Genomic DNA, 26,035 nt, shown 5'->3' with positions numbered 1-26,035 from the left:
GATTCAATTCTCGGGTGGGTCGATCACTTATCCTGGCTTTACACCTCCAGCCATGACACCACCCGCAGCGGTTACTTCAGTTCCTGCTGGCGGATCATTTAAGGTAACATGGAGTTCAGACAATTCACTGACGGGTCTCCCGTTGGTCTCGAACTCGGTTACGGGTACAACGCCTATCACGCTTAACCTCGCCAATCAGCTCACTGCCGCAGGATTTCCGACAACAGCATTGCCAGGCGGCGTCTACACTGTATTGATCGAAGACAACTATTCCGACTGCTCATACACCCAAAACTTCACTGTGGTGGATGACGTGCCGAACCCGTTCACCATCTCAACAGCAGACGCAGCCCTTTGTGAGGGTGAAGACTTTTCGATGCAGATCGATAACCCTTCAGACCCGGGCGTAACGTACGAAGTACTGGATGGAACAGGTCCTTCCGCACCGGTCATTGCCACGGTTATGGGTACAGGCGGCGCAGTGGTTGTGCCTCCGATCTCAGGACTTTCCGTAGGCACGCACACCATCCGGGTAAAAGCTTCCTTGTCTTCCTGTACACCAGTTTTCAATGACGCACCGAATATCACCGTAGTAGTTACGGCGCTTCCCACGGTAGCGGCATCAGGTGCCACCATCTGTAGCGGAGACGCAACCAATATTGCCATCACCACCCCCAACGGCCTGGCGACAAGCTTTGACTGGATCATTCAAAGCAACCCCGGCGGTGTAACGGGCGCAGTTGCCGGCTCCGGCAGCACCATCGCGCAGACGCTGACCAACCCGACCACCACGGCGCAAACCGTTACTTACAGGATCACGCCCCACAGTGCAGCCTGTAATGGTACACCGATCGATATTAATGTGATCGTTAATCCGAGACCCACGATACTGGCTACTCCCGCCGCACAAACGATCTGCTCTGGAGATGCTACCGCCATTGCACTGAGCAACCCCAACAGCGTACCGGGTACTACCATCAGCTGGACTGTGGTACAGTCTGGTGTAACGGGTGCAACCGCGGGTACTGGCACATCCATCGCACAGACGCTGACCACCACAGGAGCGGCTCAAGGCACAGCCACGTATACTGTGACCGCAACTGCAGGAACGTGCAGCAGCTCGGTGAATGTGGTTGTAACCGTAAATCCGATTCCGAATGTTGCAGCATCCGGCGCGACGATCTGTAGCGGAGATGCGACCAATATTGCCATCACCAGCCCGAACGGCCTGGCCACAAGCTTTGACTGGATCATCCAGAACAACCCGGGTGGTGTAACTGGTGCTGTCGCAGGCTCGGGGAGCACGATCGCTCAGACACTGACGAACCCGACCAACGTTGCGCAGACCGTGACTTACAGGATCACGCCGCACACTGCTTCGTGCGCTGGCGCTCCACTTGATATTAATGTGATCGTGAACCCCAGGCCCACGATACTGGCTACCCCGGCCGCACAAACGATCTGTTCAGGAGATGCTACCGCCATTACGTTGAGCAATCCTAACAACGTGGCAGGTACAACCATCACCTGGACTGTAGTACAGTCTGGTGTAACCGGTGCCACCGCAGGTAGTGGTACCTCGATCGCACAGACCCTTACCACCACAGGAGCGGTTCAGGGCACAGCAGCGTATACTGTGACTGCTACCGCCGGAACCTGCAGCAGCTCAGTGAACGTAATTGTAACGGTGAATCCGTTGCCGAACGTTGCCGCATCAGGCGCTACTATTTGTAGCGGAGATGCAACCAACATTGCCATCACCAGTCCGAACGGTCTTGCCACAAGCTTCGATTGGATCATCCAGAATAATCCGGGTGGTGTAACGGGTGCCGCAGCAGGTTCGGGCAGCACCATTGCCCAGACGCTGACCAACCCGACCAACACAGCACAGACCGTCACTTACAGGATCACACCCCACGTCGGCTCGTGCAACGGCGCGCCACTCGATATTAATGTGATCGTGAGCCCGCGGCCTACGATACTGGCCACACCCGCAGCACAAACCATTTGCTCCGGCGATGCTACTGCCATCACGCTGAGCAATCCCAACAACGTAGCAGGAACAACGATCAGCTGGACGGTAGTACAATCCGGCGTGACCGGCGCCACGGCAGGCAGTGGCACCTCTATTACACAGACATTGACCACCACCGCCGCGGTACAGGGAACCGCTACTTATACGGTTACAGCTACTGCAGGATCTTGCAGCAGCACAACGACCGTGATCGTAACGGTAAACCCGTTGCCGGATGTTGCCGCCTCTGGTGCTACGATCTGTAGCGGGGATGCAACCAACATTGCTATCACCAGTCCGAACGGCGTGGCCACGAGCTTCACGTGGGTTATTCAAAACAACCCGGGTGGTGTAACGGGCGCAGCAGCCGGCACTGGCAATACCATCGCGCAGACACTGACCAACCCTACTAATACAGCACAAACCGTTACTTACAGGATCACGCCACACGCGGGCTCCTGCAACGGCGCTTTTATAGACATCAACGTGATCGTGAGCCCGAGGCCTACTGTACTGGCTACGCCGGCCGCACAAACGATCTGCTCTGGAGACGCTACTGGCATCACGCTGAGTAACCCCAATAACGTAGCGGGTACCACCATCAGCTGGACGGTAGTACAATCCGGCGTGACCGGCGCAACCGCAGGCAGTGGTACCTCTATTGCACAGACATTAACAACCACAGGCGCAGCGCAGGGAACGGCAACTTATACTATTACCGCCACCGCAGGAACCTGTAGCAGTACAACTACAGTAGTGGTTACGGTTAACCCGATTCCGGATGTGGCCGCCTCCGGTGCTACCATCTGTAGCGGAGATGCCACCAACATCGCCATCACCAGCCCGAACGGTGTTGCCACAAGTTTCACCTGGATTATTCAAAGCAATGCTGGTGGTGTAACAGGCGCGTCAGCCGGCACCGGTAACACCATCGCGCAAACGCTGACCAATCCTACAAACACAGCGCAAACTGTTACGTACAGGATCACACCGCATGCAGCAGGATGTGACGGTACTTTTATAGATATCAACGTGATCGTGAACCCGAAGCCTACAGTTCTGGCTGCCCCCACGGCACAATCGATCTGTTCGGGAGATGCTACAGCCATTACCCTGAGCAATCCCAACAACGTGGCAGGTACTACCATCACCTGGACTGTAGTACAGTCTGGCGTGACCGGTGCAACAGCAGGTAGCGGTACTTCGATCGCACAAACATTGACCACCACAGCTGCAGTTCCAGGTACAGCGACGTACACGGTTACCGCCACCGCGGGAACCTGTAGCAGTACAACGACAGTAATTGTTACCGTTAATCCGATCCCGGATGTTGCGGCTTCTGGCGCTACCATCTGTAGTGGAGACGCTACCAACATCGCCATCACCAGCCCGAACGGCGCAGCCACAAGTTTCACCTGGATTATTCAAAGCAATGCTGGTGGTGTAACAGGCGCATCCGCTGGCACCGGCAACACCATCGCGCAAACGCTGACCAACCCTACGAACACGGCGCAAACCGTTACCTACAGGATCACGCCCCATAGCGCAACCTGCGATGGTACGTTCATCGACATCAACGTCATTGTTAATCCCAAGCCAACCATACAGGCTACGCCCACCGCACAGACCATCTGTTCCGGAGGCAGTACCAACATTACCCTGAGCAATCCTAACAACGTAGCGGGTACCACCATCACCTGGACGGTAGTACAATCCGGCGTGACCGGTGCAACAGCAGGCAGCGGCACCTCGATCGCACAAGCGTTGACTACCACAGGCGCCGCACAGGGAACAGCAACGTACACGGTGACGGCCACTGCAGGTACCTGCAGCAGCTCAACCACCGTTACTGTAACCGTGAACCCGTTACCGGATGTAGCTGCCTCGGGCGCCACGATCTGTAGCGGTGATCAGACAAACATCGCCATCACCAGCCCGAATGGACTGGCCACAAGCTTTACATGGACCATCCAAAGCAACCCCGGAGGAGTAACGGGTGCGGTAGCAGGTTCGGGCAACACCATCGCCCAGCTCCTCGTGAATCCTACGGGCACGGCACAAACCGTTACCTACAGGATCACACCGCATAATGCAACCTGCAACGGTGCGTTTATTGACATCAATGTTATTGTTAATCCCACGCCGACCATCTCGGCAGTTCCCGGCGCGCAGACTATCTGCTCGGGAGCTAATACCGGCATCACATTAAGCAATCCCAACAACGTAGCGGGTACCACCATCAGCTGGACAGTAGTACAATCCGGCGTGACCGGCGCCGCGGCAGGCAGTGGTGCTTCGATCGTGCAGGCACTGACTACCACAGGCGCGGCGCAGGGAACCGCGACGTATACGATCACTGCTACGGCAGGAACGTGTAGCCGTTCTACCACGGTGATTGTCACTGTTAACCCGATCCCGGATGTTGCAGCTTCAGGCGCCACCATCTGTAGCGGAACAGCTACCAACATTGCGATCACCAGTCCCAACGGTGCCGCCACCAGCTTTACATGGATCATCCAGAGCAACCCGGGTGGTGTTACCGGTGCCGCAGCAGGTACAGGCAACACGATCACCCAGACATTGGTGAACCCAACTGCAGTAGACCAGACCGTAACGTACCGGATCACTCCCCACGCGGCAGGTTGTAACGGTACGCCAATCGATATTAATGTTGTTGTAACACCTGCGCCTGATGCCGGAGCGGATGGCGCGGTCACGGCTTGTAACACGGAGACTGCCCTCGATCTTTTTGCTGAGCTGGGTGGCACACCGGATGCAGGCGGAACGTGGACCGACCTTGACGCCAGCGGTGGCGTGATGACAGGTGACAACATCGACCTCACGGGTGTGACTTCAGGCAACAGCTACAGGTTCCGGTACACAGTGACAGGCACGGCCCCTTGCGCCAACGCGACTGCCATTGTAACGGTGAATGTTGTCAACGGAACACCTGATCCAGGCTCCAATAGCACGGTTTCGGCATGTAATAATATAACAAACCTGAACCTGTTCACCAGCCTGGGCGGTACGCCTAACGGTGGTGGCTCCTGGACTGACCTTGACGGCAGCGGTGCTACAATCACGGGCAATCACGCTAACCTGACCACGGTAACTACGGCAGGCGCCTATCGCTTCAGGTATACTGTAACGGCGGGTTCTTGCGGCACTGCGAGTGCTATTGTAACAGTAGATGTATCCCTTTCACCGAACGCGGGTACGATGGGTAGTCTTACTCAGGTATGTAACAGTAACACAGCATTCGATCTGCTCGCCGCCATGGGTGGTTCGCCAGACAATGGTGGCACCTGGACTGATCTCGATGGCAGCGGAGCCGTGATCACAGGCAATATGGCCAACTTCACGGGTGTGGCCGAAGACTCTTATGCTTTCCGGTACAGCATCACGGTAGGCAGCTGTACAGACATGGCTATTCTCGTCGTGGAGGTGACCGATGCGCCCAATGCGGGTACAGACGATGCTACTTCTGCTTGTAATACTGTGACCGCCCTCAATCTTTTGGCAGAGCTGGGTGGCACGCCTGATGCAGGTGGCGCCTGGACCGATCTCGATGCCAGCGGTGGTGTGCTGTCGGGCAATAACGTGAACCTTACAACGGTAACACCAGGTACTTACAGGTTCCGGTATACCGTTACAGGAACAGCACCTTGTGCCAACGCTTCTGCCATCGTAACAGTCACGGTGGTCAATGGAACACCTGACGCTGGTACAGATAACACTGCTTCGGCTTGTAACAATGACACTTCATTCGATCTGTTCGGCAACCTCGGAGGCACGCCTGATCCGGGCGGCGTCTGGGCTGACGATGATGGCAGCGGTGGTACCATCACCGGTGACAATATCGATCTCACGGGCGTTGCAGCTGGCACTTATGACTTCACCTATACCGTGACCTTAGCGGGATGTGGTACTGCAAGCGCAACTGTTACCGTAACCGTAACGGATGCTCCTGATGCGGGAACAGGCGGAGGTGTTGCCACTGCCTGCAGTACGCAGACCGCGCTCAATCTCTTTAACCTGTTGACCGGAAGCCCCGACACTGGCGGCACCTGGACTGATCTTGATGGCAGCGGTGCTGTGATCACGGGTAACAACGCCAACTTCACGGGTGTAGCAACGGGTAGTTATGATTTTCAATATACTGTGACGGGTACAGGTGGTTGTGCCAACGCAACTGCGATCGTGACCGTCAATGTTACTGCAGCGCCTGATGCCGGAACTCCCGGTGGGGCTACTGTCTGCAATACAGAAACTGCGTTTGATCTTTTCAGCGAGCTCGGCGGTACACCCGATGCTGGCGGCGCGTGGGCCGATCTGGATGCCAGCGGTGGTGTGATCACCGGAAACGCTGTTAATCTTACAGGTGTTACTACCAGTGGCAATTACAGGTTCCGGTATACTGTAACAGGAACCGGACCTTGTGCTAACGCAACGGCCATCGTAACCCTGAACGTGATCATCGGAACACCGGACCCCGGCACCGACAACACTGTTTCGGCTTGCAACACCAACACGGCGCTCAATCTTTTCACCAGCCTGGGCGGAACCCCGGATGCAGGTGGTACCTGGTCTGACGATGATGGCAGCGGTGGTGTGATCACTGGCAATACCATCGACCTGACCGGCGTTGCCGCCGGCACCTATGATTTTACTTACACAGTTACTGTTACGGGCTGCGGAACAGCAAGCGCTACCGTTACGGTGCAGGTGACCAATCCTCCGGATGCAGGTGCGGATAACACGGCAGATATTTGTAGCTCGGAGACGGCTTTTGATCTGCTGGCAGCCCTCAATGGCACACCTGATACGGGCGGAACCTGGGCGGATCTGGATGGCAGCGGCGCCGTGATCACGGGTAACGCGGCAAACTTCAGCGGCGTAACGACGGCAGGCACTTATAATTTCAGATACACAGTGCCTGGCGCAACCGGATGTGCTGATGCTACAGCTGATCTCGCCGTGACCGTTACGATCGCTCCTGATCCCGGAACCCCCGGCAATGTTACCGCTTGTGTTTCAGCAACCGCCTTCGACCTGTTTGGCAACCTGGGTGGCTCACCTGACACTGGAGGAACCTGGACTGATCTGGATGCCAGCGGTGGTGTGATCACCGGAAATAGCATCGATCTGAGTGGTGTTACGCCGGGAACATATCGTTTCCGGTATACAGTGACCGGCACAGCGCCTTGTGCCAATGCTTCCGCCATTGTCACCATTAACGTCATCAACAGTACACCTGATGCAGGATCGAACAACAGTGTTACAGCATGTAACAATGATACTGACTTCGACCTGTTCGCAAGCCTGGGTGGTTCACCTGATCCGGGTGGAACCTGGTCAGACGACGATAGCAGCGGCGGTACGATCACCGGCGATGAGATCGATCTCACCGGCGTAACAGCAGGAACTTATGACTTCACTTACACCATCACCGTGGCAGGTTGTGGAACCGCCAGCGCCACGGTAACGGTAGCCGTTTCCAACGCTCCCGATGCCGGCTTAGACAATACTACTGCGAGAGCTTGCGGCGACGATCCTTCATTTGATCTGTTCGCAGCGCTCAATGGCACCCCCGATACAGGTGGAGCCTGGGCAGACCTCGATGGCAGCGGTGCTGTGATCACCGGCAATGTGGCAGACTTCACAGGCGTTGCTGCAGGAACCTATGACTTCAGATACACGGTAACCGGTACAGGCGGATGTGCCAATGCAACAGCCGTGGTAACTGTAACGATCGGATCCAAACCTGTTCCGACCATCAACACCGGCAGTGCAGCATGTAATGGAACGAACAATGGAAGCATCACCATCACGGGTGTTACCGGTGGTACCGCTCCTTACAGATACTCCATCAACAACGGAACAAGCTTCCAGGTCGGTAACTCCTTCACCGCACTGGCCGCCGGAAACTATACGGTGGTTGTCAGGGATAATAATGGATGTGATTCCGACCCGGTGCCGGTGACCGTGACGGCTAACGTGACCATTATTCCTACTATTGCTAAAACAGATGCTGCCTGTGCTGGTGTTGACAACGGTGTGATCACAGTCACTGCGGTTTCAGGCGGCGTTACACCTTATCAATATTCAAAAGATAACGGCGCGTTATTCCAGACGTCGAATGTCTTCAATTCACTTCAGGCCGGCTCCAACCATACCATAGTGGTGCGCGATGCCAATGGCTGTCTTTCTTCCGTAAGCTCTATCATCATCAACGCCGGAACCACGATCAGTGGCACGATCAATAAGACGGATGCGTCTTCTTGCGCCGGTACCAACGGATCTATCACCGTCACCAGTCCTACGGGAGGCGTGGCCCCTTATCAATACTCGATCGACGATGGTGCAACCTTCCAGGGCAGTGGTACTTTCAACCCTGTGTCGCAGGGAAGCTATAAGGTGGTGATCAAAGATGGCAACGGATGTACATCTTCGGCAGTGACAACCAACGTGGGCACCGTCAGCGGAATAGTGCCTGTGATCGCCAAAGTGGATGCGGGGTGCAACGGACTGAGCAACGGAAGCATTACGGTGACGGGCGTTACCGGAGGACTGGCACCTTATATGTACTCCAAAGACAACGGTACAACCTTCCAGGGGGGTAATTCATTTACGAACCTGGCAGCAGGCAGCTATGCGATCATTGTGCGTGATGCGGCATTGTGCGTCTCGTCTGTGGCTACCATTTCGGTCAATAACGGCGCCACCATTTCAGCTACGATCAACAAGACGGATGCATCTTCTTGCGCCGGCACCAACGGATCCATCACGATCACCAGCCCCACGGGCGGAACAGCTCCTTACGATTATTCCGTCGATGACGGTGCAACCTTCCAGGGCAGCGGCACATTCAGCCCGCTCACGCAGGGAACCTATAAAGTTGTGATCAGGGATGCCAATGGCTGCTTGTCTTCCTCAACCACTGTTAACATCGGCACCGTCAGTGGCATAGTGCCTGTGATCGCCAAAGTGGATGCAGGCTGCAACGGACTGAGCAACGGAAGCATTACAGTGACGGGTGTTACCGGAGGACTGGCCCCTTATATGTACTCCAAAGACAATGGCGCGACCTTCCAGGGTGGTAATTCATTCACGAACCTGGCTGCGGGCAACTATGCGATCATTGTACGCGATGCTGCATTGTGTGTCTCCTCGGTGGCTACCATTTCAGTCAATAACGGCGCCACTATCTCGGCTACCATCAACAAGACGGATGCATCTTCTTGCGCCGGCACCAACGGATCCATCACGATCACCAGCCCCACGGGTGGAACAGCTCCTTACGATTATTCCGTCGATGATGGTGCAACCTTCCAGGGCAGCGGCACATTCAGCCCGTTGGCACAAGGAACTTACAAGGTTGTGATCAGGGACGCCAATGGCTGCTTGTCTTCCGCAGTCACCATTAATATCGGCACGGTCAGCGGTATCCTGCCTGTGATCGCGAAGGTAGACGCAAGTTGTAACGGCCAGACCAATGGAAGCATCACCGTGACAGGTGTTACGGGAGGACTGGCTCCTTATACTTACTCCAAAGACAATGGCGCGACCTTCCAGGGTGGTAATGTGTTCACGAATCTGGCTTCAGGCAATTACGCGATCATCGTGCGTGACGCATCATTGTGCGTATCTTCCGTGTTCACGATCGCGATCAACAACGGCATCACCATTTCTGCATCGATCAATAAAACAGATGAATCTTGTACCGGTGGCGACGGAGTGATCACCATCACGAACCCCGCCGGTGGAGCCACACCTTACCAGTTCTCTATCAACAACGGCACGTCGTTCCAGGCTTCCGGCACCTTCAATAACCTGGCGCTGGGAGTTTACAGCGTCGTTGTTAGGGATAACAACGGATGTACGTCTTCGCCTGCTACCACTGCCATTTCCAAACCTTCAAACTGCAATGGCGGCGGAGGCACAGGTCTATGCTCAACGGTACGCATTGTTCCTGATCCCTCACCGGCGCAGTGTACGTTGTCTAACGGTAGCATTATCTTCCGCATTAGGCCATTTGTGCCCGCTGTGAATAATACCGGGGTCAAGATCTCCATTGTCGGAACATCCACTACCAACCAGACCATTGCACGTACACAATACAACGATTCTGTGTTCACCGCATTGCCGATCGGTACTTATGCCTACGCCATTGAGTACGGTGACGTTTCATGTACTAAAACAGGTCAGGTTACCATCGATCAGTCGGGCACTGTCGGTACACCTTTGGCCAGCAATATCATCGGCCCTGTTTGCGCCGGAGCATCCACAGGTACTATCATCCTGGATGTGCCCGGTGAGACCGGAAATATTCTCGAGTGGTCACTGGATGCAGGCATCACCGATCCGTTCAAGCCGTTTGTTGCCGGAGGATTGGTGAGCGGTATTCCCGCAGGACCGGCACCGACTTTTGAAAGAGTGATCAGCGTAAGACGAAACTCAGCCGATCCATGCTATGCATCGGTACGCATAACGATCCAGGATGCCAATCCTGCCATCAACGCTACGTTCAACATCACGGCAGCTACCTGCAGTGGTAATGACGGCGCCATCACTGATATCGCCGCGTCAGGTGGTTCGGGAAGCGGTTACCAGTATTCCATCGATGGTGGTGTGAACTTCCAGAGTGGCACGAGCTTTACAAACCTCACCGGCGGTGCGTATATCCTGAAGGTGAGGGATGGCCTCGGCTGCGAAAAGGATATCAACGTGAATGTTACATTCCCTGGCTTTATCAACGCCACCATTACGCAGACCAATGCCAGCTGCTCTAACAACGCTACCAGCGGAACGATCACCGTGACGATCACCGATCCGGGAGCCTTCAAGGTGGCGCTGAGCACAGACCAGTTCAATGAACCGGCAGATGCCGATTACCAGAACTATCAGAATCCCTCGGTTACATTCAAAGACCTTTCGAGAAACCAGTACTTTATTTATATGAAGTCGGTGGCAGCGGCATGTCCTACACGGAGCGCGCCGATCACGATCAGTGGCGCATTCGCCCTGTCGTTTGTGGCTGAGCCAAGATGTTCCGGAACCGATCTTTCACTGGCACTGACAGACATCGTTGGCGACCCGGGTGGAGCTTTTGAAGTATGGGTGTACAGGAAGTTCACCAATGTGGTGGTAGAAAAGATCCAGCCGGGAGCAATCCCTGCAACGGGAAGCCTGTTCCTTTCCGGTGCCGATCATTCGTTCCTGACCACGCCGGATGAATACCAACTCCAGATGGTTCAGATCAGTCCTTCGGCGTTCTGCGAGATCAGGTCTCCGCTGGTAGATTTCACCACACCTGACAGGCTCTACTCGCCATTTGCCAAAACACAGGAGTCGTATCCGGATATCCCGACAGGAACCATCCAGTTCACCAACTTCGAAGGTGGAACAACGGCTTACGATATACGCATCGAGCTCGACTCAGCGGCTTCTCCGGCATTGCCGTTCTTCGAAACCAAATGGGAAGAAGTGACCCTGAACAACGATCAGCGTTACGAGAAGATCTACAGGAACCTTCCTCCGGGCCGTTACATCGTTCAGGTGGTAGACTCCTTCGGCTGTAGCATCGAGAACATCGCGCGTGTGAAGCTGGACAAGAACATCTTTGTCCCGAATATCTTTACCCCTAATGATGACGATATCAACGACGTGTTCTTCATCCGTAACCTCCCGCAGGATGACAACACCCCGGTGAAGCTTGTGATCACCAGCCGCTGGGGCAAGAGTGTCTATACCACCGATAAATACAAGAACAACTGGAAGGGTGAAGGTGCCGTAGATGGCGTTTACTTCTACCAGCTGAAAGTTGGAAACGCCGAACCTCTGAACGGTTGGGTGGAGATCCTGAGAGGACAAAAGCCTTAGTTGTGAGTTATGAGCTGCGAGCCGCGAGAAATTTTAGTTTCTCCCAGCTCGCAGCTCACAGCTCGTGGCTACCTTAGCTAGTTCAAGCTACTGAGAAACTTCAACGTATCAACCTGGTCTGCATAGTCCCACAGGGCAGGGACCTGCGCTTCACCAAACGGCACTGCGCCCGGAGTGGTGTGGCCTACAATACACTGGATCTTTTCCCTGGCCTCCGTAAGCTTCAATGCCAGCGCGCCCTCATCTTCATAAGTTTCATAATAGACAACGGCGATCGGCGATACCAGCTTTTCGCTTTCCTGCAGCATGACAAAGCCTGAATCAAGGAAGGAAGTTCTGTTCACCAGCAGGATGGACTTCTGGTAATCGTAGTTGTTGTGGTATTTGTGATGATGGATGATGTCGTGGAAAGGCTCCCAGCTTTTCAGTAGCTGCGGCAGGTCATAGTGGAGGGGTACAAAGATCTTGGAAACATTGCGGCAGCCCAATCCGAAATAGCTGAACACATCACGGCCGAGGGCCTGCAATTCTTCGCGCGTTTCACGGCCATTGAGAACAGCGCACGAGGTTCTGTTCTTGCGGATGATGTTGGGATACTTGCCGAAGTAATAGTGAAAATAACGCGCCGAATTATCACTGCCCGTGGCGATCACCGCATCGAAGTTCTTCAGCTGCTCGGCAAAGGTGATGCGTGTGGCGAAACGTGGCTCGATCTCACCAAGCTTTTTGGCAAGGTGGGAGAGGAGCACCGAATCTTTTGAGCTCGGTTTGATGAGGATGTTGTGACCGCTGATGAGCACCGCGAGAAAATCATGAAAGCCTACCAGTGGAATGTTACCGGCCATGATCACAGCCACGGTCTTTGGATTAACGACCGTTAGTTCATAACGCGAGACCCATTCGCGGAGATGCCCGGGCCTGAGGTAGTGGGCGAGCCCATGGAAGGCAGACCGGATATTTTCTTCCGTAAACCACGAGTTTTCATTTCCTGCGCTGATGGCCAGGTTTTTAAACTCATCTTTATCGATTGCGGAGAGATATTTGCCCAGTTTTTCGAACGCTTCAACTCTATCTTCTGTATTCATAAACTTTTAAACAGCCTGTGGTGTTTTGCAGGATGACATTTTGAAAGTATTTTTGTATTTAGTGATTCAAAAGTAGGAAAAGCATGGCAATAATGATCACGGACGAATGCATCAACTGCGGTGCATGCGAGCCGGAATGCCCCAACACAGCGATCTACGAGGGAGGCCGGGAATGGAACTGGGCTGGTGGCACCAAATTGGAAAAAGTTGAACTGGAAGATGGAACAGCCGTTGATGGCAAATCGCCACAGACGCCGGTTTCCAATGAATTCTATTATATCGTTTCAGGAAAATGTACAGAGTGTACCGGCTTTCACGAAGAACCACAGTGTGCGGCTGTTTGCCCCGTTGACTGCTGCGTGCCGGATCCTGATTACGTAGAGTCTAAAGAAGAGCTTCTTGCCAAAAAAGCGTGGCTTCACCAGGAAGAAGAAGTAGGCAATTGACAATAAGCAGTAGGCAAAGGCAGGTGCCAGTTTTGGTGACCCCGCTATGAAGGAATTGAGAGCCGGTATAATATATCGGCTTTTCTTGTTTCATTCTGACTCACAGCTCGCAGCTATCCTATTACCGCATTTTCGTTCGTTTAATGAGGTAGGTTTGTAAGATCACATTGAAGCTGCTTTGCACATCCGCTTCCACAAAGTCGATCTTGTATTGATTGCATCTCATCTTCAGGCTCTTGTGGAACTTATCTGCTTCGGCCCTGTAATGCGTTTTTACGTCGGCCGGGTTGAGCCTGATCTTTTCTCCTGATTCAAGGTCAATGAATTCCATGGGACGGTCCTCGAAGTCGAACATCAACTCTGTCTGGTTATCCATCACATGGAAAACGATCACTTCATGTTTGTTGTGCTTCAGGTGCTGAAGCGCCTTAAAAACTTCCTCAGGTTGCTCACTGTCAAACATATCGCTGAAGATGATCACCAGTGAGCGCTTGTGGATCTTCTCGGCGATCTCATGCAACACCTGTCCTACACGTGTAGTGGTGTTGACCTGCGCGGGCTGCCGGCCGGTAACGTTATTGAGCACGGTAAACACCTTGTCCAGGTGCGTGGGCGTTGACTTCACCGGGGTCAGCGTTTCAATCTTATCAGAGAAGAGGCAAAGCCCTACAGCATCGCGCTGGCGGTTCAGCAGGTAGCTCAACGCAGAGGCTGCATAAACACTGAATTTGATCTTCGATCGCGACTGCTCCGGGTAAAACATAGAAGGCGAGGTATCCAATGCGATCAGGCATCGCAGGTTGGTCTCTTCTTCATAACGTTTGGTAAACAACCGGTCTGTACGCGCGTATACCTTCCAGTCTATGTGACGGGTGCTTTCGCCCTCGTTGTAGAGGCGGTGCTCCGCAAACTCAACGGAGAAGCCATGGTAAGGTGATTTGTGCAACCCCGTAATAAACCCTTCCACGAGCTGTCGGGCCAGGAATTCGAGGCTAACGTTTTGATGTATTTCACTCAGTTTCGTGCTCACAATAACTTGGAAAATGACGGTAATGATGTACTTTTCGCTTCTTATTGAAGGAAATGTGCCTAGGATTCAAACTAAAATATTTAGCAGTTAGTTTGCAATCATTTGTCAAAATAGTATCTTCGATAGAACCAAACGTCAACCTAACTCTAAAATTGAAGGATTGTGGAAGAAAACAAGACAAACGGCAGGGATGAAATTTACTCAGCGAAAGTAAAAGCTGGAAAAAGAACCTATTTTTTTGATGTTAAATCAACGCGCTCGAATGACTATTACCTGACGATCACTGAGAGCAAGAAGCGTTTTAAGGAGGATGGATTTACGTATGAGAAACACAAGATCTTTCTCTATAAAGAAGATTTCAATAAATTTCTGGAGGCACTCACAGGCACTATCAACCACGTTAAACATGAGTTGATGCCGAATGTGGACTTCTCTCAATTCGATCATGCCCACGAAAGGGAAGAAGCAGAAGCTGCAACCCCCGAAGGCCGCCCCACAGAAATTGACACTGAATTGAAATGGGACTGAAACCTTTTTGTATTTAAACCTATACCTAAAAGAGCCCTTGAGCAATCAAGGGCTTTTTAATGACCACGATTGACCAGGATTGACCAAGGTTAAGGGATTGGCTGGATTAACAGGATTTAACAGCTTTAACTCCGGCTTGCGATGATTCTGCTTATGTCAATCCAATCCTTAAATCCTGTAAATCCCCTCATCCTGATACAATCCTGCCGGATCACAAATCCACATTCCTGTAAATCCTTTAATCCTGCTTAATCCTGTAGTCTCATCGCATCAAAAAATCCAGTAAATCCTGTAAATCCTTTAATCCTGGTTATATTTGCGCCCTTAAATCTTTTATCTGTTTTATGGGACTTCAAGTCGGAATTGTCGGGCTGCCGAATGTTGGAAAATCAACGCTGTTCAATGCCATTTCAAATAACAAGGCGGAAGCGGCGAATTTCCCTTTTTGCACCATTGAGCCCAACGTGGGAGTGATCTCCGTACCTGATACCCGGCTGAAGATCCTGGAAGAACTGGTGAAGCCCCAGCGTGTGGTTCCCACCTCCATTGAGTTTGTTGATATTGCCGGTCTCGTAAAAGGCGCCAGCAAGGGCGAAGGACTTGGCAACCAGTTTCTTGCCAATATCCGCGAAGTTGATGCCATTGCGCACGTGGTGCGCTGCTTCGAGAACGATAACATTGTTCACGTAGACGGCCGTGTAGACCCGGTGGCCGATAAAGAGATCATCGACACTGAGCTGCAGCTCAAAGACCTCGAATCCATAGACAAGAAAATATCCAGGGTCGAAAAAACCGCAAAAAGCGGCGACGCCAAAGCCCGGAAAGAGCTTACCATTCTCCAGTTGTACAAAGAAACCTTGCTGTCGGGCAAGAACGCACGCGCCCTGCAGCTGACGGACGAAGAAGATAAAAAAGCCGTAGCCGATCTGCAGCTGCTCACAGCCAAACCGGTGATCTACGTAGCCAACGTAGACGAGGCTTCTGTCAACACCGGCAATAAACATGTGGATGCGCTTCGCAATCTGGTGAAAGAAGAGAACGCCGAAGTGGTGGTCATCAGCGCCGCCATCGAAGCGCAGATCGCCGAGCTCGACAATGAAGCTGACCGTCAGGTATTTTTACAGGAATACGGCCTCACAGAATCGGGCCTGAATAAACTTTTAAGAGCTTCGTATCACCTGCTTGACCTCATTACCTATTTCACCGCCGGTGAAAAAGAGGTGCGCGCCTGGACCATAAAAAGAAACTGGAAAGCACCGCAGGCAGCCGGGGTTATCCATACCGATTTTGAAAAAGGTTTCATCCGGGCAGAGGTCATTAAGCTCGCTGATTATCAACGTTATAAGAGCGAACAAGCCTGTAAGGAAGCCGGCAAAATGTCGGTCGAAGGCAAGGAATACGTGGTGGAGGATGGAGACATCATGCATTTTCGGTTTAATGTTTAAAGATTCCTTACGGAAGATTACAACCTTTCTGATTTTTTATTAGTTTTATAAACCGCTCAGTTTCAGTCTAAAGCGGGGTTAGAGGTTGAGCATTTTTTTTGCCCCATAAATTTTTTCAGGTTTGAGAACCAGGATCATTTTTTCGCTTAAGAATAGGGGAGCTTATGTTCCGTTCCATCACCAATATTTGTTAGCGCAGGTGATCAAAGGTTTGCTCGTTTTTGGTCCTGAAAAATCTTATCTCGAGTTCAATCAGTTCAATTTCTCCGGTCTGAAAGGCCAAACCAAGGTAAGCCGCAAAGGACTTCACTACTACTCCTCGAAGGTCACCCTGGTGTTTGCATGCTCCGACAAGAAGTTCATGGATTATTTCACGGAGCAGTTGTTCAGGCAGAAAGAGATCATCGTAGGAAACCTGCATCTTGTTCCTGAAAGCGTTGAAGCCGAAGAACCCGTACAGATCGGCGACGAGGCGAGGTTCCTGTGTATTTCACCCATTGTTCTTATCCAGGCTGCCTTCAATGACGAACGTGGAAAAAAATTCGTTCCGCCAGACAGTGATGAATTCTCAGACCTGCTGTATGAGTCGACGCTGGCAAGAATGGAAACTGTAGGCAAGTACACCCCCGAGCAGCTGGCATCGTTCTACAAATTTCAGATCGTGCCTGACCGCGATTATATCCAGCGCATTCAGTCATCGCATAAAAAATTTGCCAGGATTTATCCCCTGTTCGATAACGATATCAAATTCGAAGTGCGCGGTTATACTTTCCCTTTTACGCTGTACGCCGCCAAAGAAGTGCAGCAGTTCGTGTACGACAATGGCCTGGGATATTTTACCCATAAAGGTTTCGGTATGCTCGACATCTCCAGCAACGACTCCATTCATACCACGGCGGAGCAGGAAATGACCTACGCATAACATCTGTTCATTCGATCCAGTCATTCCGCTACGCTTAACGTTCATTCTTCTCCAGCCGGATATACCCGATCAGCAGGTCGGCCCGCGGCTGAAAAGCCTTGTAATACACAAAGATCTCGTAGCTGTTCTCGGTCTCGAAATGACTGCCCTCGAGATAGTAGGGTGGAAGGGTTTTCGACTTGACCACATACTGGTAGTCATACCATCCCTGTTTCAGCAATACAGTGGCCTGATATTCCTGGTGCGCGCTGTCGAAGGTCATCTTATTTTGCTCGTCCAGGTTCCATTGTGAGAACTTGCCCGTCACGTATACGTCGCCTGGCAGACTTTTCGAAGCCAGCGTAAAGTTGATGTTGGCGTAATTGTTAAAGCTCTCGCTGTTGTAATCGAGGTTCGCAGGAATAAACCCTCCGTTGTAATCGACATATTGTGAATAGGCTTCGCCGGCCCTCGACTTGTCGCGTGCAACGAACACGTCTACCGGTTTGGTCATCTTGTTCACCGACGCAATATTCCTTCCGGGAGAGTTCAGCGAACGGATGTCGAAGAAACGGAACTCGTTGCCACCCTTGAACATCTTGGTTTCGTCGAAGAAACGGTACTCGAGCTGTTTTTCGATCTCGCGCACAAAGCTGGGCTTGATGTCAGTAGCGATGTTATCCCAGCGCTGGTTCTGCCGGATGGCCACGTTCACACTTTCAAGCGGGTTGATGATGTCAAGGTTCTTGTAGCTGAGCGTAAAATTGATCTGCTGATTCAGCGATGCAATGTTGCCTGCGCCGATGAGATTGCGTTCGTTCTCAAAGCTCACGCGTGTGTCGTACACCATAAAACGTTTGCTGAGAATGATGTCGTTCTTGTCACCTCCGCGGTAGGCCACCACCAGGTAGTTGCCGGGCAGCTTCACGGCGGGAAGGTTGATCCAATAGTGAACATAAGGGATGTAGGTATCCACGGAGAATTCGGCATTGTTGATCGGCAGCTCGTTGAAGTCGGTCATGAAGTCGAGGTCCTGCAGGTCTGATTTTGTCCAGTCGCGGTTACAATGCACCAGGCGGATATAGTAATTGTCGCGGGCTGTGTGCAGGTCATCGAATTCCAGCATCAGGTTCCATTGCCCCAGGCGGGTAACAGCGGGTTCAAGAAAGGCCTGTGGATCGCCGTAAGCCGGCCGTACTACCACGGTTTTGATCTGCGGCTCGTAGGCATAGTCGATGTTTCTCAGTACTTTCGTAGCTGCCCCGGCGTTGCCCTGGTACTGCGCCAGAGGTGTACAGGCTCCTAGCAGCCAAAGTGATATCAGGGTAAGAAATATTGTGCTTTTCATGATTTTCAGGGCAAAAAGATAAAAAACAATTCCAACCTTTTTAAGTAAGGGTGTATCTAATACAATGGAAAACGGCCGTATATACGGATTCATGCTCAGCGAACAGGAGCTTATAGATGGATGCCGCAAGGGTAACGGGAGCTTTCAAAAGGCTCTGTACGACCGCTATTGCCGAAAAATGACCACCGTATGCCTGCGTTATTCGAAAACAACGGCCGAAGCGGAGGATATATTGCAGGAGGGATTTGTGAAAGTGTTTCAGGGCCTGAAAGATTTCCGCCAGGAAAGCAAGCTGGAAACATGGATCACCCGCATCATGGTGAATACCGCCTTAAACCTACAACGGAAAAAGTTATACCTGTTCCCCATGGTTGACGTGGAGGAGCTCGATCTGCCGGAAGACGAGACCAGTGTGTCCGGCATCCATTTCACACAATTGCTGGAGATGATCCAGTCGTTGCCGCAGGGATGCCAGATCGTGTTCAACCTCTTTGCCATCGAGGGATACAATCATAAAGAAATTGCAGAGCTTCTGGGCATATCAGAAGGAACATCGAAGTCACAGTATGCGCGCGCCCGGAGTCTGCTGCAACAAAAATTATTGAAGGAGTCATCGTACTATGCGAAATATGGAGAGGCGAAAGTTTGAAGAATCGTGGAAGGAAGCTTTTGACCAGGCCGAGATAAGTCCGTCTGAGAACGTATGGACTAACATCGAACTGGATCTTGAGAAAGCCAAGGCCCGCAAGCTCAAACGCAGGCTGGTGTTCTACCAGTTGCTGGCCGCGGCATCAGTGATATTTGCCCTGGGCATAGGGCTGGGCGTATATATCGGAAACACCAACAACCCGGGAAACACGCTTGCATTACAGCAACCCAATTCAGGAGCATCAGCCGATGATCTAACCACCCGGTCTGCGAATCCTGCTTCGAACAATCCGTCAGACAAGAATCAAGAAAACGCCGGAACACAGCGATCAGCAGTAGATCCCGGCACTTTACAGCAAGGCGACGAACAAAACAGATCTGCTGATGGCAACGTTGCTGAAGATATGAACCGGAAAGACCTGAACAGAAGAAATGATCAGCCCATCGCGGCAAGCACAGAATCGACCGCGCCGTCAAATAACAACCCTGCAAATACGGCAGTGCAGCAGGATAACCGTGGCCAGCAGGCATCACAGGTTGATGCACGAAGATCACAAACGGGTATCGCCCGGGCAGAAACGAAGAACGCAGATGGATCGCAACGAAATGCATCCGGTACTGCAACACAGAATAACACATCGGATGTCACCTCATCTCATATCGCTGATAAGCAATCGCGTGAATTGATCGCAGACAACAGTACGCATCGCAATGGCCTGCAAAACAATGCTGCAGCGGATCAGGCATCAGTCACAGAAAGGGACAATGGCAAAGCTGCGTTGTCTACTGTCAATGGAATGACAGCTTCACCCACCGACGTTTCACCGAAGGAGGTTGTAGCCATCTCGGAACATCCATCAAAAGATGAAAAAGAATCCACGGGTGTATTTCAACCTGCTTTTGAGCGGAAGCTGCCGCCCCTGGTGGTGGAAAGAAAACCTGAGCTCATCGTTGCCCAAAAAGAAGCCGAAGCAGACCCTGTGGCGCTGATGCTGGCAAGGCTGGAACGCCGTGAGCAGGAGGTAAGAGCGCAGGACGAAAAACAGGAAAAGCAAAGTGAGAAAGACAAACACGGCGGAAGTGAAAGGCTCTGGACTTCCGTGGGATTTGCAGCGGGATCGTTCAACCCGGTTGTGACAAAAACCTCACCCCCCATGCTGATGGCGGCGAGTAATTTTGCCTCTACCAATGCCAGTAAAGAGATGCAGGCCAAGGGCTCAACCTATTCGGTAGGTGTCAACATGGGAAAACGTTTGTCTGAGCGTTGGGTATTGCAGGGAGGTGTGAATTACCTCACCCAGGCATCTGATTATACACAGAATGGCCTGGTTCCTGATCCCAACAATAGTATGCTAAAGGCACCCTCCAATTTTAGGCAGGACGCCTTCATGAGCTCGGAAAGCGATATCAGGCAAGCTGTGGTGGATACACCGCCGTACAATGTGAATAATAGTGTGCGCTATCTGAGTGTGCCGATGCAGGCAGGTTATATGCTTGTAAACAGGGATTTTGGCTTACAGTTGAACGCCGGGGTGTCAACAGACCTGTTGTTGCAGAATAACATCAGCACCAGCGCTGTTGTGGAAGGGCAGGCAGTAGATGCTGATTTTGAAGGCAGTGCGTACCGTCAGGTGAATTTAAGCGGTTTGATGGGCACGGAAGTGAGCTACCGGTTCGGCAGGCGCTACCGCATTGCCCTGAACCCTGGAATGAGATATCCTTTCACAAATATTTATAAATCAGACGATTTCCGGGCTACCCGCCTGTCTTTTGATGTGGGATTAAGATTCCGGTATATTTTTAACTAGGCTTCCAACCCTTTGACCGGATGTGGTGTCTAACCATCGAAACGGCCCACTATGGAAACATTAGAAACAAGATTGGAAAAACGGCTCCACGTATCTCTGTACGCGCTCCTGTTTCTTACTATCCTGCTCGGAGTCAGCGTGATACTGGAGGGATGTACGGACAAGGGCGGGCCTGCCACCAAATATTCGTACGGAAAACCTGCTGCTAAAACTCCCACACAGGAGGTAAAACGAAACGATAAATAATAGCCTCAAGATATTGCTCTGTGAATAATAGGGCAGTTTTCGATAAGAGTGCAGCCATTGCTCCGGGGAAAGGCTCTGTCCCCGGAGTTGGCGCCTCTGATAAGGATGTCATCGTTATTTATTCAGCTCGTCGATGGCGGTTGCCAGTTTCTCCCATTGTACATTGGCCACGTTAAGCTCACCATTCACCTTTTCAAATTCCTTCTGCGTTTTCTTCAACCGCTCCGCATCGGCATAGATCTCCGACGAAGCCAGGTCGAGCTCGAGCTGTGCTTTCCTGTTCTGAAGGGTCTCGATCTGATCTTCAACCTTCTTGAGATCCTTCTCCAATGTCTTCAGCTGTGTGGTCTGCGTAGGCGTTTTGGGTGCCGTCTCCTGCTTTTTTTCCACCTTTGGTTTCGGAGGTTCCGGTTTTGACGCAGCCGCAGCCTCGTTCTTCTTTTTCCAGTACTCGTATTCTTCGTACGTGCCGGGATATTCCTTGAGCTGCTTGTCTTCGATATACCAGATCTTGTTGGCGATCTGACTCACGAAGTGACGATTGTGCGATACCACCACAAAACTTCCCGCATATTGCTGCAATGCCTGGATCAGAATATTTTCAGAAATAAAATCCAGGTGGTTGGTAGGCTCGTCCAGTAGCAGGAAGTTTGCTTCAGAGATCAGCGTTTTCGCCAGGGCTACCCGCGATTTTTCTCCTCCCGACAGCACCTTGATCTTTTTGAACTGGTCTTCATCCGAAAAAAGAAAACATCCCAGCACATTCCTCAGCTCCTGCTCCGTTTTGCCGGAGCCGGCTTGCTTGAGCTCTTCAATGATCTCGTTTTCTACATTCAGTGACTCCAACTGGTGCTGCGCATAAAAGGCGCGGATCACATTGTAACCCATGGTGCGCTCGCCTTCAACAGGCTCTTCTCCCGCAATGATGCGCAGCATGGTGGATTTACCTTTGCCGTTGGCACCGATCAGCGCGATCTTGTCTGTACGCTCGATGGAGGCCGACGTATGTTTTAAGATCTCCAGCGGTCCGTATGACTTCGAGATATCCTTGAGGTTGATAATAAAACGCCCGGGCTGCTGGCTGAACCTGAATTTGAAATTCACCGCCGCAGTGTCGTCAGTGACTTCCTCGATCATGTCAAGTCTTTCAAGCGCTTTCACACGTGATTGCACCTGGCGTGCCTTGGTAGCCTTCGCTTTGAAACGTTCGATGAACCGCTCGGTTTGCCTGATCTTCTGCTGCTGGTTCTCATAAGCATTTTGCTGGATCTCCTGCCGCAGTTCTTTTTCCTGCAAATAAAAAGAGTAATTACCCTCGTAGGTGACCAGCTGCTGTTGTGTAACGTCCACGATCTTGGTCACAACATTATCCAGGAACCGGCGGTCGTGAGAAACAATGACCACAGCCCCTTCGTAATCGCGCAGATAATTTTCCACCCACTCGATAGAAGGAAGGTCAAGGTGGTTGGTAGGTTCGTCAAGCATGAGCAGCGATGGCTTCTCCAGCAGCAGCTTGGCCAGCATCACACGCATGCGCCAGCCGCCGGAAAACTCTTTTAAGGGCCTGTGCAGATCGCTGGTAGAAAAGCCGATACCCTCCAGCACTTCTTCCGCTTTTGCCTGCATGGAATAGCCGTCGAGGTGTTCGAATTTTTCTTGAAGCTTGGCCAGCCGCTCTACCAGCTCATCAGAATACTCGGTCTCCAGCTTGTGTAATATTTTTTCTATCTGCCGCTGTGTATCAACAGCATCCTTGAAAGCTTCCATGGCCACTGTTACAATGGCATCTTCTGTTTGGTATGACAGCAGATCCTGGTTGAGGAAACCGATGGTGCAATCATTACTCTTGCTGATGGAGCCGGCGTCGGCTTTATAATCTCCGTTGATCAGCTTCAGGAGGGTGGATTTTCCGCGTCCGTTCAGCCCGATCAGCCCGATCTTGTCTTTGGGCTTGATGAACATACTGGCGTTCTCATACAGCGCACGGCCACCGATAAAATATGAAAGATTGGTGATTGAAAGCATGTTTATTTAATTGAGGATCAGAAGGTTAATGTAAAAGCCAAGGGATTGACCAGGACTGGCCTCCATTCCCTCATGATCAAACCACAAAAATAGCTACTTCGCATGATTTTTTCAGGTTTGTTTCCCGCAGATTGCGCAGATCCACGCAGATAAATTCATGACCTTTGCGCAAACCTGCTCCCGATAGCAATCGTGGCGCGGGAAAGGAATTAATGACTCTGTTTGAAGATAAAAATCTCTTAATTTAAGGATGTTAATTACCAGCTATGCATCATCTCAAACATTTTACATACCTGCTGGCGCTGTTGCTGCTGGCCTGCGGCAATGATGGCTCTAATAACAAGGAGAGCCAGGATTCAGATACGATCAAAACCGAAGACGGAAGCGTGGCTGCCCTGACTGACTACGCGAAGTCACTGCCACTGGACAAGATCAAACTTCCTGCGGGTTTCAAGATCGACGTCTATGCCGAAGTTAACAATGCAAGGTCCCTGGCGATAAGCCCTTCCGGGATCATCTATGTAGGTAACAGGGATGGCGATAAGGTTTACGCCATCAAGGATACAGATGGCGACTTCAAGGCCGATAAGAAGTGGACCATCGCATCGGGTCTCAACATGCCTAATGGTGTGGCCTTCAAAGACGGTGACCTGTACGTGGCCGAGATGACCCGCATCATCAAATTCCCTGGCATCGAATCGAAGCTGAACGATCCGGGCCAGCCCGTGGTGGTGAACGATCAGTATCCAAAACAGGATGGTCACGGCTGGAAATACATCGCTTTTGGTCCTGACGGAAAATTATATGTACCTGTTGGCGCGCCGTGCAATATCTGCGAGCCGAAGGAAGAGATCTACGCCAGCATCACACGCATCAACGCTGACGGATCGGGGCGCGAGATCTTCGCCCGCGGTATCAGAAATACAGTAGGCTTTACGTGGCATCCTGAAACACATGAGCTGTGGTTCACGGACAATGGCCGCGATATGATGGGTGACGAGATCCCGAACTGCGAGCTCAACACCGCCCCGAAGGCCGGTATGCACTTCGGTTATCCATACTGTCACGAGGGAGCCATCAAAGATCCGCAGTTCGGCAGCAAGAGACCCTGCAGCGACTTTACCCCGCCCGTTCAAAAGATGGGACCACACGTTGCACCGCTGGGGCTGAAATTTTATACCGGCAGCATGTTCCCGGCGTCATACAAAAATCAGCTCATCGTTGCCCGTCATGGATCGTGGAACCGTTCGAAGAAAAGCGGGCATGACCTCAGCCTCGTGAAGATCGTTAACAACAAATCGGAGGGACTCGAAGTTTTTGCCAGCGGCTGGCTCGATGATGCAACGCAGAAGGTGTGGGGCAGGCCTGTGGATGTGCTGATCTTGCCTGATGGCTCGATGCTGGTTTCTGATGACCAGGCCAATGTCATTTACAGAATCACCTATCAGGGATAAATGAATATCATATGAAAAAGACCTTCTTTGCAGCGATCTTGCTGACAAGCGCAGCTGCGGCATTCGCGCAGCCTCCCGCTGATCACAACACCTTCACGATTGTTAAAAAAGTGGACCATACGTCGGTGAAAGACCAGGCGCATACAGGCACCTGCTGGAGCTTCTCCACCACTTCACTGGTAGAATCGCAAGCCATGCTTGCAAAAGCAGGTGTGTTTGATCTTTCTGAAATGTTTACCGTGCGCAACATCTACACAGATAAAGCGCGCAATTATATCCTTCGCCAGGGAAAGGCCCAGTTCAGCTCCGGCGGGCTCGGCAACGACGTGATCAATGCCATGGCGCGGTATGGTGCCGTGCCGGAAAATGTCTACTCAGGACTTTTGCTCGGTAAAAAGCAGCACGACCACCGGCAGCTCGATGTGAGATTAAAATCTTATCTCGACAGCCTTCTGAAATACAGGCCGGTACCCGCAAACTGGATGGAGGGTTTCCAATCCATTCTCGACGATCACCTGGGCAAGGCTCCTGAAAAGTTCACCTACAACGAGAAGGTCTATACGCCACAGACCTTTGCATCGGAAGTGCTGAAGTTCAAAAAAGACGATTACGTTTTCATCACGTCATTCACGCATCATCCGTTCTATGCGCCTTTTATTCTTGAGATCCCCGACAACTATGGGAGCGAATCTTACTATAACATTCCCCTGAACGATATGATGTCGCTGGTGGAGCTCGCCATCCAGAAAGGTTATTCCGTGATGTGGGATGCCGATGTGAGCAACGCCAACTTCAAACAGGCCGATGGTTTTGCGCTGAACTGGAACGATGGCAAAAAGGTATCACGCCCCATCGATCCGGACGCTGAAGAAGGTGCTTACGATCAGCAGGTCAGGCAACAGCTCTTCGAGACGCTGGTCACGCAAGACGATCACCTGATGCACCTGGTGGGATTGGAAAAAACTCCGGCTGGTAAAAAATTCTTCCTGGTGAAAAACTCGTGGGGGGAGGAGGGGCCGTTCAAGGGATACATCAATGTGTCGGAAGCATATTTTGCCATCAACACCATAAGCCTCGTAGTTCCTAAAGCAGCACTAGACAATACGTTGCGGGCGAAGCTGGGATTGAAATAGTCGCCGGACCACTGCGCTCCATCGGCGTGAAGACAGTGGTCT

The 26,035-nt window shown here is 51.9% G+C and carries 14 protein-coding genes; 10 read left to right on the top strand and 4 right to left on the bottom strand.

Features of this window, described 5'->3' with window-relative positions; translation table 11 throughout:
• The first annotated feature begins 52 nt into the window (after window positions 1-52).
• Window positions 53-11,896: a PKD-like domain-containing protein gene (locus KK083_RS13140; RefSeq protein ID WP_254163700.1), complete on the top strand. Its 11,844-nt coding sequence runs from the start codon at window positions 53-55 to the stop codon at window positions 11,894-11,896.
• A gap of 77 nt (window positions 11,897-11,973) precedes the next feature.
• Here the strand turns inward: KK083_RS13140 and KK083_RS13135 are convergent, their stop codons facing one another.
• Window positions 11,974-12,981, bottom strand: coding sequence for an acyl-CoA reductase (locus KK083_RS13135; protein WP_254163699.1), 1,008 nt, complete (start codon window positions 12,979-12,981; stop codon window positions 11,974-11,976).
• An 83-nt stretch (window positions 12,982-13,064) separates the two neighbouring features.
• Between KK083_RS13135 and KK083_RS13130 the strand changes: the two genes are divergently transcribed.
• A complete protein-coding gene (locus KK083_RS13130) occupies window positions 13,065-13,427 on the top strand; it encodes a 4Fe-4S binding protein (RefSeq protein ID WP_254163698.1) in 363 nt (120 codons plus the stop codon).
• Between the two features lie 121 nt (window positions 13,428-13,548).
• Here KK083_RS13130 and KK083_RS13125 read toward each other — a convergent pair whose 3' ends face one another.
• Window positions 13,549-14,457 carry a DUF58 domain-containing protein gene (locus KK083_RS13125; RefSeq protein ID WP_254163697.1) on the bottom strand — a complete coding sequence of 303 codons (909 nt, stop codon included), beginning with the start codon at window positions 14,455-14,457 and terminating at the stop codon, window positions 13,549-13,551.
• 162 nt (window positions 14,458-14,619) lie between these two features.
• Here KK083_RS13125 and KK083_RS13120 point away from each other — a divergent pair, with 162 nt between their 5' ends.
• The 3 genes from KK083_RS13120 to cas6 all read left to right on the top strand — a co-directional run bounded on the left by KK083_RS13120 (window position 14,620) and on the right by cas6 (window position 17,352).
• Entirely contained in the window at window positions 14,620-14,985 is a 366-nt protein-coding gene (locus KK083_RS13120) for a DUF3276 family protein (protein ID WP_254163696.1), read from the top strand.
• 344 nt (window positions 14,986-15,329) lie between these two features.
• Window positions 15,330-16,430, top strand: coding sequence for a redox-regulated ATPase YchF (gene ychF, locus KK083_RS13115; RefSeq protein WP_254163695.1), 1,101 nt, complete (start codon window positions 15,330-15,332; stop codon window positions 16,428-16,430).
• Between the two features lie 121 nt (window positions 16,431-16,551).
• The gene (gene cas6 / locus KK083_RS13110) at window positions 16,552-17,352 is read left to right on the top strand and encodes a CRISPR-associated endoribonuclease Cas6 (protein WP_254163694.1); all 801 of its coding nucleotides are present in this window, start codon (window positions 16,552-16,554) and stop codon (window positions 17,350-17,352) included.
• Between the two features lie 34 nt (window positions 17,353-17,386).
• On the opposite strand, the gene KK083_RS13105 is transcribed toward cas6, so the two are convergent.
• The gene (locus KK083_RS13105) at window positions 17,387-18,679 is read right to left on the bottom strand and encodes a type IX secretion system plug protein (protein WP_254163693.1); all 1,293 of its coding nucleotides are present in this window, start codon (window positions 18,677-18,679) and stop codon (window positions 17,387-17,389) included.
• Window positions 18,680-18,743: 64 nt separating this feature from the next.
• Here KK083_RS13105 and KK083_RS13100 point away from each other — a divergent pair, with 64 nt between their 5' ends.
• Genes KK083_RS13100 through KK083_RS13090 form a run of 3 tightly spaced genes read left to right on the top strand, consistent with a single transcriptional unit; the run spans window position 18,744 to window position 21,381 of the window.
• Complete coding sequence (locus KK083_RS13100; protein WP_254163692.1) at window positions 18,744-19,328, top strand: RNA polymerase sigma factor; 585 nt, start codon at window positions 18,744-18,746, stop codon at window positions 19,326-19,328.
• A complete protein-coding gene (locus KK083_RS13095) occupies window positions 19,309-21,135 on the top strand; it encodes an outer membrane beta-barrel protein (RefSeq protein WP_254163691.1) in 1,827 nt (608 codons plus the stop codon). The genes KK083_RS13100 and KK083_RS13095 overlap by 20 nt, the downstream gene beginning before the upstream one ends.
• Before the next feature lie 51 nt (window positions 21,136-21,186).
• Window positions 21,187-21,381: a hypothetical protein gene (locus KK083_RS13090; protein WP_254163690.1), complete on the top strand. Its 195-nt coding sequence runs from the start codon at window positions 21,187-21,189 to the stop codon at window positions 21,379-21,381.
• A 114-nt stretch (window positions 21,382-21,495) separates the two neighbouring features.
• On the opposite strand, the gene KK083_RS13085 is transcribed toward KK083_RS13090, so the two are convergent.
• Entirely contained in the window at window positions 21,496-23,406 is a 1,911-nt protein-coding gene (locus tag KK083_RS13085; protein WP_254163689.1) for an ABC-F family ATP-binding cassette domain-containing protein, read from the bottom strand.
• A 266-nt stretch (window positions 23,407-23,672) separates the two neighbouring features.
• Here KK083_RS13085 and KK083_RS13080 point away from each other — a divergent pair, with 266 nt between their 5' ends.
• Window positions 23,673-24,860, top strand: a complete 1,188-nt coding sequence (locus KK083_RS13080; protein WP_254163688.1) for a PQQ-dependent sugar dehydrogenase — start codon at window positions 23,673-23,675, stop codon at window positions 24,858-24,860.
• Window positions 24,861-24,871: 11 nt separating this feature from the next.
• On the top strand, window positions 24,872-25,993 hold the full coding sequence (locus tag KK083_RS13075) for a C1 family peptidase (protein ID WP_254163687.1): 1,122 nt from the start codon (window positions 24,872-24,874) through the stop codon (window positions 25,991-25,993).
• Window positions 25,994-26,035: the final 42 nt, after the last annotated feature.

The sequence above is a fragment of the Chryseosolibacter histidinae genome, assembly GCF_018598225.1.
Classification (GTDB): domain Bacteria; phylum Bacteroidota; class Bacteroidia; order Cytophagales; family Cyclobacteriaceae; genus Chryseosolibacter; species Chryseosolibacter histidini.
The sequence above is the reverse complement of the archived record's forward strand: the minus strand, read 5'-3'. Positions and strand labels throughout refer to the sequence as shown.

What these genes read in the sequence shown, in the direction of transcription:
- KK083_RS13140 (WP_254163700.1), top strand. Translation starts at nt 53, where the DNA reads ATGACACCACCCGCAGCGGTTACTTCAGTTCCTGCTGGCGGATCATTT.
- KK083_RS13135 (WP_254163699.1), bottom strand. Translation starts at nt 12,981, where the DNA reads ATGAATACAGAAGATAGAGTTGAAGCGTTCGAAAAACTGGGCAAATAT.
- KK083_RS13130 (WP_254163698.1), top strand. Translation starts at nt 13,065, where the DNA reads ATGGCAATAATGATCACGGACGAATGCATCAACTGCGGTGCATGCGAG.
- ychF (WP_254163695.1), top strand. Translation starts at nt 15,330, where the DNA reads ATGGGACTTCAAGTCGGAATTGTCGGGCTGCCGAATGTTGGAAAATCA.
- KK083_RS13105 (WP_254163693.1), bottom strand. Translation starts at nt 18,679, where the DNA reads ATGAAAAGCACAATATTTCTTACCCTGATATCACTTTGGCTGCTAGGA.
- KK083_RS13100 (WP_254163692.1), top strand. Translation starts at nt 18,744, where the DNA reads ATGGAAAACGGCCGTATATACGGATTCATGCTCAGCGAACAGGAGCTT.
- KK083_RS13095 (WP_254163691.1), top strand. Translation starts at nt 19,309, where the DNA reads ATGGAGAGGCGAAAGTTTGAAGAATCGTGGAAGGAAGCTTTTGACCAG.
- KK083_RS13090 (WP_254163690.1), top strand. Translation starts at nt 21,187, where the DNA reads ATGGAAACATTAGAAACAAGATTGGAAAAACGGCTCCACGTATCTCTG.
- KK083_RS13085 (WP_254163689.1), bottom strand. Translation starts at nt 23,406, where the DNA reads ATGCTTTCAATCACCAATCTTTCATATTTTATCGGTGGCCGTGCGCTG.
- KK083_RS13080 (WP_254163688.1), top strand. Translation starts at nt 23,673, where the DNA reads ATGCATCATCTCAAACATTTTACATACCTGCTGGCGCTGTTGCTGCTG.
- KK083_RS13075 (WP_254163687.1), top strand. Translation starts at nt 24,872, where the DNA reads ATGAAAAAGACCTTCTTTGCAGCGATCTTGCTGACAAGCGCAGCTGCG.